Below are 12,177 nucleotides of genomic sequence, written 5' to 3'. Positions count from 1 at the left end.
CGGTGCGGTACGTGGGCCCGGCGGCGGACGCGGTGATCGCCCGCTTCCCGGAGACGCTGGTGCACGCGGGGCCGCCGGGGAGGGCGGGGCGGGTGCAGGCGTGGGTGGTGGGCCCGGGGCTGGGCGACAGCCCGGGGGCCGCGGAGGTCCTGGCCTCGGACGTCCCGGTCCTGGTGGACGCGGACGGCCTGCGGGACCTGTCGCCGCAGGCGGTACGGGCCCGGCCGGCCCCGACCCTGCTGACACCCCACGCCGGGGAGGCGGCGGCGCTGCTCGGCGTCGCCCGCGAGGAGGTCGAGGCGTCGCGCCTGACGGCGGTACGGGAGCTGGCGGCGCGCTTCGGCGCGACGGTCCTGCTGAAAGGCTCGACCACGCTGGTGGCGGACGCGGCGGGTTCCCCAGTCCGGGTGAACCCCACAGGCACCCCCTGGCTGGCCACGGCAGGCAGCGGCGACGTCCTCTCCGGCCTGACCGGCTCCCTCCTGGCAGCGGGCCTCTTCCCAGCGGACGCAGCCTCGGCCGCCGCCTACCTCCACGGCCTGGCCGCCCGCCTCGCGTCGACCGGCGCCCCCCTGTCGGCCCAGGACGTGGCGGCCGCGATCCCCAGGGCGTGGGCGGACGTGGCGGGGTAGGCGGCTTTCACCCACCGGGCCTGTGCCCCCAAGGTGATCTGGGCTACAGCCAGGGTCGGACGACCCGGGCGGGACACCTGAGAGACTGGGGGCGATGAGTCAGATGCCGCTGCCCCGTAGAGCACGTGCCGAGATCGATCTCGGCGCGTTGCGTGCCAACGTCCGTTCGCTGCGTGCCCGGATTTCGCCGGGTACGCAGATGATGGCCGTGGTGAAGGCGGACGCGTACGGGCACGGGGCGGTGCCCTGCGCACGGGCCGCCCTGGAGGCGGGGGCCGGCTGGCTCGGGACCGCCACCCCGCACGAGGCGCTCGCGCTGCGTGCCGCGGGGATTTCGGACGCCCGGATCCTGTGCTGGTTGTGGACGCCCGGCGATCCTTGGGATCAGGGGATCGAGGCCGACCTCGACATGACCGTCAGCGCGATGTGGGCCCTCGACGAGGTCGTCGACGCCGCCCGCCGCCTCGGCCGCCCCGCTCGCGTGCAGCTCAAGGCCGACACCGGCCTCGGCCGCAACGGCTGCCAGCCCGCCGACTGGCCCCAGCTCGTCGGCGAGGCCCTGCGCGCCCAGGAGGACGGGCTGCTCCGCGTCACCGGGCTCTGGTCGCACTTCGCCTGCGCCGACGAGCCCGGTCACCCCTCCATCGCCGCCCAGCTCGACCTCTTCCGCACCATGCTGGAGCACGCCGAGAAGGCCGGCGTCACCCCCGAGGTCCGCCACATCGCCAACTCCCCGGCCACCCTCACCCTCCCCGAGACCCACTTCGACCTCGTCCGTCCGGGCATCGCGATGTACGGCGTCTCCCCGAGCCCCGAACTCGGCGCCCCCGCCGACTTCGGCCTGCGCCCCGTCATGTCCCTCGCCGCCGGCATCGCCCTCGTCAAGCAGGCCCCCGCCGGGCACGGCGTCTCGTACGGGCACCACTACGTCACCGCGCACGAGACCACCCTCGGCCTCGTCCCCCTCGGCTACGCCGACGGCATCCCCCGGCACGCCTCCGGCCGCGGCCCCGTCCTCGTCGGCGGCAAGGTCCGTACCGTCGCCGGCCGGGTCGCCATGGACCAGTTCGTCGTCGACCTCGGCGGGGACGAGATCGCCCCCGGCGCCGAGGCCCTGCTCTTCGGCCCCGGCGACCGCGGCGAGCCCACCGCCCAGGACTGGGCCGACGCCGCCGACACCATCGCTTACGAGATCGTCACGCGCATCGGCGCCCGCGTCCCGCGCGTCTATCTGAATGAGAACTCGGACGAGAGCCACCACTAGGGGAGCGTTGTGAGCGAGAGCAGCACGGGGGAGATCGTCACCGCCGCCACCGGCGCGTGGCGTCGCGCGGGCCTCGCCGGCGCCGCGATAGGCGTGCTCGCCGCCGGCGCCGCGGCCGGTGTCGCCGTCGAACGGCTCACCGTCGGCCGCGGCATGCGCAAGAAGGCCCGGCTCGCCCTCGACGCCTCCGGCCCGTACGGCTCCCTGCGCGGCGCGCCCGGCCGGGCCGTCGCGGACGACGCCACCGCGCTGTACTACGAGGTCGACGAGGTCGACGGCGACGCGACGGACCGGCGCCGCCGCCGGCTCTTCGGCCGCCGCACCCCCGCCCCCGTCACCGTCGTCTTCAGCCACGGCTACTGCCTCACCCAGGACTCCTGGCACTTCCAGCGCGCCGCCCTGCGCGGCCTGGTCCGCACCGTCCACTGGGACCAGCGCAGCCACGGCCGCTCCGACCGCGGCGTCGCCCAGACCGGCCCGGACGGCGTGCCGGTCTCCATCGATCAGCTCGGCCGCGACCTGAAGGCCGTCCTCGACGCGGCCGCCCCCGAGGGCCCGCTGGTCCTGGTCGGGCACTCGATGGGCGGCATGACGATCATGGCCCTGGCCGACCAGTACCCGGAGCTGATCCGCGAGCGGGTCGTCGGCGTCGCCTTCGTCGGCACCTCCTGCGGCCGGCTCGCGGAGGTCACGTACGGGCTGCCGAGCGCCGGGGTGAACGCGGTGCGCCGGGTCCTGCCGGGGGTGCTCAAGGCGCTCGGCTCGCAGACGGAGCTGGTCGAGCGGGGCCGGCGGGCGACCGCCGACCTGTTCGCCGGGCTGATCAAGAAGTACTCGTTCTCCTCGCGGGACGTGGACCCGGCCGTCGCCCGGTTCGCCGAGCGGATGATCGAGTCGACGCCCATCGACGTGGTCGCGGAGTTCTACCCGGCGTTCGCCGAGCACGACAAGGCGGCCGCGCTGCCGGTCTTCGCCGAGGTGCCGGCGCTCGCGCTGGCCGGCGACAACGACCTCGTCACGCCCTGTACGCACACCGAGGCCATCGCCGGTCTGCTGCCGGACGCCGAGCTGGTCATCGTGCCCGACGCCGGCCACCTGGTGATGCTGGAGCACCCGGAGGCGGTCACCGACCGCCTCGCGGACCTGCTGGCACGCGTCGGCGCCGTCCCGGCAGCGGCTAACGTTGGCCTGCATGGAAGCACCGCAGATTCCGGCCGCTGAGGCCACCCTCGCCGTCGACTCCCCCGAGCAGATGCAGGAGATCGGGCGGCGTCTCGCGAAACTGCTGCGCCCCGGTGACCTGGTGATGCTCACCGGGGAGCTCGGCGCCGGGAAGACGACCCTGACCCGCGGCCTCGGCGAGGGCCTGGGCGTGCGCGGCGCGGTCACCTCGCCCACCTTCGTCATCGCCCGCGTCCACCCCTCCCTCACCGGCGGCCCGGCGCTCGTGCACGTCGACGCGTACCGGCTCGGCGGCGGCCTGGACGAGATGGAGGACCTGGACCTCGACGTCTCGCTGCCCGACTCGGTGGTCGTCGTGGAGTGGGGCGACGGCAAGGTCGAGGACCTGACGGACGACCGGCTGCACCTGCTCATCCACCGGGTGGTCGGCGACACGGACGACGACCGGCGCACCGTGGTCCTGCGGGGCGTGGGCGCGCGCTGGGCGGACGAGGACCTCGCGCTGGGCTGAGCGGGGCCGGTACGCCGTCCGTACGAAGTTCCCTACGTAGCTTCCGACAAGGTGTCGGGAAGATGTTGCGCCGGTCGTACAAGGCGTGGTCACATGGAGATTAAGAGCTGGTTAGGTGTACCTAACCTACGGGAGGTCCTCATGTCGACGCCAGAGCGCGAGACCCGTGCGGCGGCACACCGGGGCGGCGGCGTGGTGACCATGCGCGACCTGCTGGCGTCCTGCGCCGCGGCCGACGCGGTGTCGACCCCGGACGTCGTACGGGACGCGGAGCGCGAACGTGAGGACGTGACCGAGCAGCCCGAGCTGCGCCAGGACGCCGCCTGACGGCGGTCCCTACGGGGTCCCTACGGGGTCCCTCGTACGGGGGACGGAGTTCTGCCGGAGGACTGAGTCCTGGGCGACTCCTCCGCGTCGCCCTAAGCGACGACGACGATCTTCGAACCGACCGTGGCGAACAGCCACATCGCGTTCCCGTCCGCCTTCTTCATGCGGATGCCGCCCGTCCGGCGAGCCGGGTCCGGCGACGGCAGCGTGCCGTCCACCGCGGCGCTGAAGCCGACCGCGACGTCGTCGACGTTGGTGAACCGGACCACGTGCTCGATCTGCACCCCGTCCGAGCCGCGCACGGTGCCCGAGCGCGAGGTCACGCGGTACGTGCCGGGGGCCGGGGAGACCGTGCTGGGCATGACCGAGAAGGTGCTGGTGGCCTGGCCCTTGGCGTCCACCAGCCACACCCGCTTCTCGCCGAGCGCGTACACGACCCGCGGGCCCTTGCCCGAGTCGGCCGGGATCTTGAGCGGGTCCTTGGGCTTCTGCGCGGGGCCGGTCGGCGCGGAGACGGGGGCGGAGGCGGCCGGGCCGGGGGACTTGGGCCGCGCCGAGAGGTCCGCGGGGGCGTTCGCCGACGCCTGGTAGGCGAGGAATCCGACCACGGCGAGTGCGGCCGCGGTCAGCCCGGCCACGAATCCCGAGCTGCGACCTGCCACGCTGCCCACCTCTCAGACGTATGTACCCGTGGTGACGTTAGCAGCAGGGCGGGGACGGGACGGGACGCCGTGCCCCGGCCGCCGGAGCCGTAGGCTGTTCGCGTGCTCTTGCTCGCCCTTGATACCGCCACCCCCGCCGTCACCGCCGCTCTCCACGACGGCGACTCCGTCGTCGCCGAGTCGAGTCGGGTGGACGCGCGGCGCCACGGGGAGCTGTTGCTGCCCGCCGTCGACGAGGCCCTGAAGGAGGCCGGCCGCACGCTCGCCGACGTCACCGGCGTCGTCGTCGGCGTCGGGCCCGGGCCGTACACGGGTCTGCGCGTCGGCCTGGTCACCGCTGCGACCTTCGCCTCGGCGCTCGGCGTCCCGGTGCACGGCCTGTGCACCCTGGACGGACTCGCCTACGCCTCCGGCCTCACGGAGCCCTTCGTCGTGGCGACGGACGCGCGCCGCAAGGAGGTCTACTGGGCGCGGTACGACGACTTCCGCACCCGTACGACCGAGCCGTCGGTCGACCGGCCCGCCGACATCGCGGAGCAGATCGCCGGGCTCCCGGTGGTCGGCGCGGGCGCGCTGCTCTACCCCGAGGCGTTCCCCGACGCCCGCGGCCCCGAGCACCAGTCCGCGGCCGCGCTCGCGGCCCGCGCGGCGGAGGTCCTCGCCGAGGGCGGCGAGTTCCTCGATCCGCTGCCGCTCTACCTGCGCCGGCCGGACGCGCAGGTGCCGAAGAACTACAAGGTGGTCACGCCCAAGTGACCGGCGGCCACTCGTCCGACGTCGTCCTGCGCGAGATGCGCTGGTGGGACATCGAGCCCGTGCTGATCCTGGAGCACGACCTGTTCCCGGAGGACGCCTGGTCCCCCGCCATGTTCTGGTCCGAACTCGCGCACGCCCGCGGCCCGCAGGCCACCCGCCGCTACGTCGTCGCGGAGGACCGGAACGGCCGACTGGTCGGCTACGCCGGGCTCGCGGCGGCCGGCGGGCTCGGCGACGTGCAGACCATCGCCGCCGCCCGCGACCAGTGGGGCACGGGCCTGGGCGCCCGGCTCCTGACCGACCTGCTCCAGCACGCCACCGCCTTCGAGTGCGAGGAGGTGCTGCTGGAGGTGCGGGTGGAGAACACCCGCGCCCAGAAGTTGTACGAGCGCTTCGGCTTCGAGCCCATCGGCCTCCGGCGCGGCTACTACCAGCCGGGCAACGTCGACGCCCTCGTGATGCGACTGACCGTTCAAGGAACTGAGACCTGACCATGACTGCTGACGAACCTCTCGTACTCGGCATCGAGACCTCCTGCGACGAGACCGGGGTCGGCATCGTCCGGGGCACCACGCTGCTCGCCGACGCCGTCGCGTCGAGCGTCGACACCCACGCCCGGTTCGGCGGCGTGGTGCCGGAGATCGCCTCGCGCGCGCATCTGGAGGCCATGGTCCCCACGATCGAACGCGCCCTGAAGACGGCCGGGATCACCGCGAAGGACCTCGACGGCATCGCGGTCACGGCAGGCCCCGGGCTCGCGGGCGCGCTGCTCGTCGGCGTCTCGGCGGCCAAGGCGTACGCGTACGCGCTCGGCAAGCCGCTGTACGGCGTCAACCACCTGGCCTCGCACATCTGCGTCGACCAGCTGGAGCACGGGCCGCTGCCCGAGCCGACGATGGCGCTGCTGGTCTCCGGCGGCCACTCCTCGCTGCTGCTCGCACCGGACATCACCGCCGACGTCCGGCCGATGGGCGCGACGATCGACGACGCGGCCGGCGAGGCCTTCGACAAGATCGCCCGGGTCCTGGACCTGGGCTTCCCCGGCGGCCCGGTCATCGACCGGCTGGCCAGGGAGGGCGACCCGAACGCGATCGCCTTCCCGCGCGGTCTGACCGGCTCGAAGGACCCGGCGTACGACTTCTCCTTCTCCGGTCTCAAGACCGCCGTGGCCCGCTGGATCGAGGCCAAGCGGGCGGCCGGCGAGGAGGTGCCGGTACGGGACGTGGCGGCGTCCTTCCAGGAGGCCGTCGTCGACGTGCTGACCCGCAAGGCCGTGCGGGCCTGCAAGGACGAGGGCGTCGACCACCTGATGATCGGCGGCGGGGTCGCGGCCAACTCGCGGCTGCGGGCGCTGGCCCAGGAGCGGTGCGAGCGGGCCGGGATCCGGCTGCGGGTGCCGCGGCCGGGGCTGTGCACGGACAACGGCGCGATGGTGGCGGCGCTGGGCGCGGAGATGGTGGCCCGCAACCGGCCGGCCTCGGACCTGGAGCTGTCCGCGGACTCCTCGCTGCCGGTGACGGAGCCGCATGTGCCGGGGAACCACGACCACGGTGGGCACTCCCACGACCACGGTGGGCACTCCCACGACCATGTGCACGAGATCAGCGGGAAGAACCTCTACTCATGAGGGTCACCCTGATGTGGGAGGCGCGCGCGGTCCAGGGCCGCGGCGCCGAACTGCTGGAGTGGGCGCGGGCGCAGGTCCTGCCGTACGAGGCACTGCGCCGCGAGACCTTCCGCGCGCCGCAGGACCGGGTGCTCGTCATGACGTGGTGGGAGGCGGACGCGGTCGACGCGGAGCTGCCCGAGCTGCCGGAACCGGCCCCGGACCTGATCACGCGTCCGGTGCACCGCTGGCGCTTCGAGTCGCTGGGCACGGACGCCGACGCAACCTGAGAGCCCGTTTCCGCATCAAACACATCGACGTAGGTCGCGTGTTCGGGTGCGGGGGATCGGGTGGACAGGAAAATCGTGGTGTGGGCGGCGCTGACCGTCGCCGCGCTGCTCATGACCGGGTGCTCCCAGCCGGCGGACGCGGACGCCCCGCCGCGGGCGTCCGGGTCCTCGAAGCCCGCCGAGCCGCCGGCCGACGCGAAGCCCTCGGCGGCTCCCGACGCGGCGGCCGAGGCGGCCGCCGCGTACCGGAAGTGGGGCCTCAAGCCTTTCGCCGCCCCGCCCGCCCCGCCGAAGACCAAGCCGGTGAAGCGGCAGCCGGGCGGGCCCGTCCCGGTCATCAGCGACATCCCCACCGACGAGAAGATCGTCTTCATCACGATCGACGACGGCGCGGAGAAGGACCCGGAGTTCGTCCGGATGATGAAGGACCTCAAGGTCCCGGTGACGATGTTCCTCACCGACTCGGCGATACGCACCGACTACGCGTACTTCGAGCCGCTGGCCGCGCTCGGCAACGGCGTCGCCAACCACACGCTCACCCACCCCAACCTGCGCACCCTCGGCCCGGACGCCCAGCGCCGGGAGATCTGCGGCCAGCAGACGAAGCTGGCGAAGCGATACGGCACGCCCCCGCGGCTCTTCCGCCCGCCGTACGGCAACTGGAACGAGGCCACCCGGGCGGCGGCGGGGACATGCGACGTCGACGCGATCGTCCTGTGGCGCGAGTCGATGCAGATCAAGAACATGCAGTACCAGCGCGGCGACAAGAAGCTGCACCCCGGCGACATCATCCTGGCCCACTTCCGCGGCCCGGCGGAGCTCAAGGGCACCACGATGACCGAGATGACGGCGAACATGCTGCGCCACATCCAGGAGCAGGGCTTCACGGTGGCCCGCCTGGAGGACTACGTCTGAGAAATCAGTTCTTCCGGTGTGTCGATGCGGGCCGCGCCCGATCGACGTAAGAGTGAGAGGCGGGGAACAGCCCCGCTCGTCACACCGAGGAGAACACCATGCCGCGCTATCTGACGCTGGTCCGCATCCAGGAGGGCGCCTTCCAGCTGGAGGACGCCGACGAGGGCTTCGACGCGCGCATGGGCGCGCTCTTCGAGGAGATCACCAAGGCCGGGGTGATGCTGGAGACCGCCGGGCTCAAGCCGACCGCCGACTCCACCCGGATCCACTGGTCCGGTGGAAGCATCAGCTACACCGACGGGCCGTTCACCGAGACCAAGGAGGTCGTCGGGGGCTACTCGATCACCCAGTGCAAGGACAAGGCCGAGGCGATGGAGTGGGCCAAGCGCTTCCTGGAGGTCCACCCGCCGTACTGGGACGTCACGGTCGAGGTCCGGGAGATCGAAGAGATGTGACGCCCGCGGGCGCGGGCTCTGTGCTCTCATGGTGAGCCGTGACAGCACAGAGCCCGGCCGCGACCGTGGAGACCGTCTTCCGGATGGAGTCCGCCCGGATCATCGCCACCGTGGCGCGGATCGTCCGCGACGTCGGCATCGCCGAGGAGATCGCGCAGGACGCACTCGTCACCGCGCTGGAGCAGTGGCCGCGGACGGGCGTCCCGGAGCGTCCGGGCGCCTGGCTGACGGCCACCGCCAAGCACCGCGCCGTCGACCTCGTACGACGCCGTGAGACGTACGCCCGCAAGCTCGCGGAGGTGGGCCGCGAGCTTGCCGAGGAGACGTACGACCCCGAGCCGTCCGGGCCGGGGGACATCGACGACGACCTGCTGCGGCTGATCTTCACCGCCTGCCACCCGGTGCTGTCCGCCGAGGCGCGCACCGCGCTGACGCTGCGGCTGGTCGGCGGGCTGCGCACCGACGAGATCGCCCGCGCCTTCCTCGTACCCGAGCCGACCGTGGCCCAGCGCATCGTGCGGGCGAAGCGGACCCTGGCGAAGGCCGGGGTGGAGTTCGAGACGCCGTACGGACAGGAGCGCGCGGCCCGGCTCGGCTCGGTGCTCGAAGTCATCTACCTGATCTTCAACGAGGGGTACGCGGCCACCGCCGGCGACGACCTGCTCCGGCCGGGGCTGTGCGAGGACGCGCTGCGCCTGGTCCGGGTGCTGCAGGGGCTGGTGCCGAAGGAGGGGGAGGTGCACGGGCTCGCCGCGCTCCTGGAGATCCAGGCGTCCCGGACCGCGGCGCGGACCGGGCCCGACGGGGAGCCGGTGCTGCTCGCCGACCAGAACCGGCGGCGGTGGAACCGGCTGCTGATCCGGCGCGGCTTCGCGGCGCTGGAGAAGGCGGGCACCGGGCCGTACGCGCTCCAGGCCGCGATCGCCGCCTGCCACGCGCGGGCGGTCCGCTACGAGGACACCGACTGGCGGACGATCGCCGCGCTCTACGAGCGGCTGGCCGCGGCCGCGCCGTCCCCGGTGGTCGAGCTGAACCGGGCGGTCGCCGTGTCGATGGCGTACGGCCCGGGGCCCGCGCTGGACATGGTCGACCGGCTGGCGGCCGCCGAACCCGGTCTGGAGGACTACCACTTGCTGCCGAGCGTGCGCGGCGATCTGCTGGCCCGGCTCGGTCGCGGGGAGGAAGCGCGGGCCGCGTTCGAGCGGGCCGCGTCGCTGACCCGGAACGAACGGGAGCGGGCGCTGTTGCGGGCCAAGGCGGCGGAGGCGGGGGACGGAGGCGCTCCGGACGGCTTGTAATGTCGTGGCCATGGCTCGTCGTACCCCGCTGCCGCCCCCTCCGCCGCCCGCCGAACTCCGCTCCTGGCCCGACCAGGAGGCCCTGCTCGCCGATCGCGCGTACGCCATGGCCCAGTTGACGGAGCGTCAGCTGGGCGGCAGGCGGCTGCTGTTCTTCCTGCTGCTCATGCTCGCCGTGCAGCTCGGCTGGGGATTCATGGGCGGCGGGCTCATCGAGACGTTCGACCAGACGGCGATCTTCGACCCACTGGCCATGGTCTTCGCCGTCGTCTCGGCGGCGGTCGGCGTCGCCGTGCTGATCCCGTCCGTGTGGGGGGTCGTACGAGGCGTCCGCACGGACCGGCGCTGCCGCGAACGCCTCGCGCAGTGGGCCGCGCTGAACCGGGACCCGGTGCGCGACGCGCGGGTGCGCGAGCCGGTGCTCAGCGTCGTCTGGGCGCTGCTGTCCTTCGCCCTGTGCGCGCTGGGCCTGTGGGTGGCCTTCGCGGTGCCGAACATGTTCGTCGGCCCGACCCGGGGCGGGTACGGCACGGTCGCGTACTTCATGGGCGTGGCGCTGGTGCTGTGGGTGCACGGCCTGATCGGACTGACCAAGGCGTACGCCCACTACCGCCTCGCGGTCCGCCTCGGGAGCTAGGGCCTGTCCGGCGGATCATGGCCGGGGTCGCGGCGTCTGGCACGGCGCCTCGCCGCGTTGCCGAAACGCCCCAATAGCTCCGCTATCGAGGCGCTCCGGCGCCTTGCGATGCACCGCACCAGACGCCGCGACCTATCCGACCCTGATCCGCCGGACAGGCCCTAGCCGGACGCCTTCGCCGGGTGGCCCAGGAGCATCGTCGGCGCGCCGGCGACGCGGGTCAGGAAGACCGTCGTGGCGTTCTTCCCCTTGAGCTTCATCTTCCGGCGCAGCTCCTCCGGCTCCACCGCCGAGCCGCGCTTCTTCACCGTGAGGACGCCGACCTCGCGCTCGCGCAGCAGGGCCTTCAACTTCTTCAGGTTGAAGGGCAGTTCGTCGGTGATCTCGTACGCGGCGGCGTACGGGGTGGGGCGCAGCTCGTCGGCGGTGATGTACGCGATGGTCTCGTCGACCAGGCCGCCGTCGAGGTCCGCGGCCGCCTCGGCCACCAGATGCGCGCGGATGACCGCGCCGTCCGGCTCGTACAGGTAGCGGCCGACCTTCCGGACCTGCGGGTCGGGCAGTCCGCGGCCGGTCAGCGAGGCGCCCGACGGCAGCAGTGTCGCCCGGCGCGCGCCGGGCGCGGTCCCGAACCACAGCACCGCCTCCTTCACGTCGCCGCCGTCCGAGATCCACTCCGCCTCGGCCTCCGCCGGCACCGCCTCGTGCGGCACCCCCGGGGCGATCTTCAGCGCCGCGTGCGGGGCCCGGCGGGCCGCCTCGATCGCCCAGGACAGCGGCGGCGAGTACGCCTCCGGATCGAAGATCCGGCCCCGGCCGCCGCGCCGCGCCGGGTCGACGAACACCGCGTCGTACGGGCTGGCGTCGATCTCCGTGACGTCCGCGCAGCGCACCTCGATCAGCTCCGCGAGGCCGAGCGCGGCGGCGTTCGCCCGGGCCGCCTCGGCGGTCAGCGGGTCGCGGTCCACCGCGAGCACCGCGATCCCGGCGCGGGCCAGCGCGATCGCGTCGCCGCCGATCCCGGAGCAGAGGTCCGCGACGCTCCGCACGCCGAGCGCGCGCATCCTGTCCGCCCGGTACGCGCCCACCGTCGCCCGCGTCGACTGCTCCACGCCGTTGGGCGTGAAGTACATCCGGTACGCGTCCTCCGCGCCGAACTTCGCCACCGCGCGCTGCCGCAGCCGGGCCTGGGCGAGCGCCGCCGTGACCAGCTCCGCCGGGTGCTCGCGGCGCAACCGGGAGGCGACCGCGAGCTCCTGGGCCGGGTCGTAGTCGCGCAGGGCGGCGAGCAGGTCCTGGCCCTCGGGGGTGAGCAGGGAGTGGAAGGCGGCGAGATCGGTCACCTGCCCCATTGTGGGCCAGCCGGGGGACCGCGCACGCCGGGTGGCGGTGTCGACGCGGGGGAGCGGCTGTGCGCTGACAGGATGCGGCCCCATGCAGCCAGTACGACAAAAGGAAGAAACCAGGATGAAGGGTTCGGGTGTGACCGCCGGCGTGTGGGTGCGTACCGGCGCCGCGCGGGCGCGGATCGCGCTCGCCGCCGTACTCGCCGGAGCCCTCGCCTCCGCCTGCTCCGGCCCGTCCTCCTCCGGCGCCGCCGGGCCCGTGGCGAAGCGCCCGGCCGAGCCGGCCCATGGCAAGC

General features: G+C 73.6%; 15 protein-coding genes. 13 read left to right on the top strand and 2 right to left on the bottom strand.

Annotated features, from left to right (window positions below; translation table 11 throughout):
- From VIU94_RS23500 to VIU94_RS23480, 5 genes are all read left to right on the top strand, one after another.
- Window positions 1-632: ADP-dependent NAD(P)H-hydrate dehydratase (locus tag VIU94_RS23500; protein ID WP_331913848.1), on the top strand; the 632-nt coding region annotated here is incomplete at its 5' end.
- 94 nt (window positions 633-726) lie between these two features.
- Window positions 727-1,896 (top strand): alanine racemase, encoded by a 1,170-nt coding sequence (gene alr, locus VIU94_RS23495; protein ID WP_331913847.1) that lies wholly within the window; start codon window positions 727-729, stop codon window positions 1,894-1,896.
- Between the two features lie 9 nt (window positions 1,897-1,905).
- Window positions 1,906-3,117, top strand: a complete 1,212-nt coding sequence (locus VIU94_RS23490) for an alpha/beta fold hydrolase (protein WP_331913846.1) — start codon at window positions 1,906-1,908, stop codon at window positions 3,115-3,117.
- Window positions 3,089-3,589: a tRNA (adenosine(37)-N6)-threonylcarbamoyltransferase complex ATPase subunit type 1 TsaE gene (gene tsaE, locus VIU94_RS23485; protein ID WP_331913845.1), complete on the top strand. Its 501-nt coding sequence runs from the start codon at window positions 3,089-3,091 to the stop codon at window positions 3,587-3,589. The genes VIU94_RS23490 and tsaE overlap by 29 nt, the downstream gene beginning before the upstream one ends.
- 141 nt (window positions 3,590-3,730) lie before the next feature.
- Entirely contained in the window at window positions 3,731-3,916 is a 186-nt protein-coding gene (locus VIU94_RS23480) for a hypothetical protein (RefSeq protein ID WP_331913844.1), read from the top strand.
- Window positions 3,917-4,008: 92 nt separating this feature from the next.
- Here the strand turns inward: VIU94_RS23480 and VIU94_RS23475 are convergent, their stop codons facing one another.
- On the bottom strand, window positions 4,009-4,578 hold the full coding sequence (locus VIU94_RS23475; protein ID WP_331913843.1) for a hypothetical protein: 570 nt from the start codon (window positions 4,576-4,578) through the stop codon (window positions 4,009-4,011).
- Window positions 4,579-4,680: 102 nt separating this feature from the next.
- On the opposite strand from VIU94_RS23475, the gene tsaB reads away from it, so the two are divergent.
- The 8 genes from tsaB to VIU94_RS23435 all read left to right on the top strand — a co-directional run bounded on the left by tsaB (window position 4,681) and on the right by VIU94_RS23435 (window position 10,535).
- The gene (tsaB, locus tag VIU94_RS23470; protein ID WP_331913842.1) at window positions 4,681-5,334 is read left to right on the top strand and encodes a tRNA (adenosine(37)-N6)-threonylcarbamoyltransferase complex dimerization subunit type 1 TsaB; all 654 of its coding nucleotides are present in this window, start codon (window positions 4,681-4,683) and stop codon (window positions 5,332-5,334) included.
- Window positions 5,335-5,369: 35 nt separating this feature from the next.
- Complete coding sequence (rimI, locus tag VIU94_RS23465; RefSeq protein WP_331913851.1) at window positions 5,370-5,825, top strand: ribosomal protein S18-alanine N-acetyltransferase; 456 nt, start codon at window positions 5,370-5,372, stop codon at window positions 5,823-5,825.
- Between the two features lie 2 nt (window positions 5,826-5,827).
- On the top strand, window positions 5,828-6,961 hold the full coding sequence (gene tsaD, locus VIU94_RS23460) for a tRNA (adenosine(37)-N6)-threonylcarbamoyltransferase complex transferase subunit TsaD (protein ID WP_331913841.1): 1,134 nt from the start codon (window positions 5,828-5,830) through the stop codon (window positions 6,959-6,961).
- On the top strand, window positions 6,958-7,230 hold the full coding sequence (locus VIU94_RS23455; protein ID WP_331913840.1) for a hypothetical protein: 273 nt from the start codon (window positions 6,958-6,960) through the stop codon (window positions 7,228-7,230). Before tsaD ends, VIU94_RS23455 begins: the two co-directional genes overlap by 4 nt.
- A gap of 111 nt (window positions 7,231-7,341) precedes the next feature.
- Window positions 7,342-8,145, top strand: a complete 804-nt coding sequence (locus tag VIU94_RS23450; protein WP_414720992.1) for a polysaccharide deacetylase family protein — start codon at window positions 7,342-7,344, stop codon at window positions 8,143-8,145.
- Window positions 8,146-8,243: 98 nt separating this feature from the next.
- The gene (locus VIU94_RS23445) at window positions 8,244-8,600 is read left to right on the top strand and encodes a YciI family protein (protein WP_331913838.1); all 357 of its coding nucleotides are present in this window, start codon (window positions 8,244-8,246) and stop codon (window positions 8,598-8,600) included.
- A gap of 83 nt (window positions 8,601-8,683) precedes the next feature.
- Window positions 8,684-9,898, top strand: a complete 1,215-nt coding sequence (locus VIU94_RS23440) for an RNA polymerase sigma factor (RefSeq protein WP_331913850.1) — start codon at window positions 8,684-8,686, stop codon at window positions 9,896-9,898.
- A 10-nt stretch (window positions 9,899-9,908) separates the two neighbouring features.
- Entirely contained in the window at window positions 9,909-10,535 is a 627-nt protein-coding gene (locus tag VIU94_RS23435; RefSeq protein ID WP_331913837.1) for a hypothetical protein, read from the top strand.
- Between the two features lie 161 nt (window positions 10,536-10,696).
- Here VIU94_RS23435 and VIU94_RS23430 read toward each other — a convergent pair whose 3' ends face one another.
- Window positions 10,697-11,887, bottom strand: coding sequence for a class I SAM-dependent methyltransferase (locus VIU94_RS23430; RefSeq protein ID WP_331913849.1), 1,191 nt, complete (start codon window positions 11,885-11,887; stop codon window positions 10,697-10,699).
- Between the last annotated feature and the right edge of the window lie 290 nt (window positions 11,888-12,177).

Origin of the sequence: Streptomyces sp., assembly GCF_036566765.1 — a bacterium.
Lineage (GTDB): Bacteria > Actinomycetota > Actinomycetes > Streptomycetales > Streptomycetaceae > Streptomyces.
This window is presented reverse-complemented; position numbering and strand designations above follow the sequence as displayed.

Coding starts and splice junctions, on each gene's coding strand:
- alr (WP_331913847.1), top strand. CDS start 727: ATGAGTCAGATGCCGCTGCCCCGTAGAGCACGTGCCGAGATCGATCTC.
- tsaE (WP_331913845.1), top strand. CDS start 3,089: ATGGAAGCACCGCAGATTCCGGCCGCTGAGGCCACCCTCGCCGTCGAC.
- VIU94_RS23480 (WP_331913844.1), top strand. CDS start 3,731: ATGTCGACGCCAGAGCGCGAGACCCGTGCGGCGGCACACCGGGGCGGC.
- rimI (WP_331913851.1), top strand. CDS start 5,370: ATGCGCTGGTGGGACATCGAGCCCGTGCTGATCCTGGAGCACGACCTG.
- tsaD (WP_331913841.1), top strand. CDS start 5,828: ATGACTGCTGACGAACCTCTCGTACTCGGCATCGAGACCTCCTGCGAC.
- VIU94_RS23455 (WP_331913840.1), top strand. CDS start 6,958: ATGAGGGTCACCCTGATGTGGGAGGCGCGCGCGGTCCAGGGCCGCGGC.
- VIU94_RS23450 (WP_414720992.1), top strand. CDS start 7,342: ATGACCGGGTGCTCCCAGCCGGCGGACGCGGACGCCCCGCCGCGGGCG.
- VIU94_RS23445 (WP_331913838.1), top strand. CDS start 8,244: ATGCCGCGCTATCTGACGCTGGTCCGCATCCAGGAGGGCGCCTTCCAG.
- VIU94_RS23440 (WP_331913850.1), top strand. CDS start 8,684: ATGGAGTCCGCCCGGATCATCGCCACCGTGGCGCGGATCGTCCGCGAC.
- VIU94_RS23435 (WP_331913837.1), top strand. CDS start 9,909: ATGGCTCGTCGTACCCCGCTGCCGCCCCCTCCGCCGCCCGCCGAACTC.
- VIU94_RS23430 (WP_331913849.1), bottom strand. CDS start 11,887: ATGGGGCAGGTGACCGATCTCGCCGCCTTCCACTCCCTGCTCACCCCC.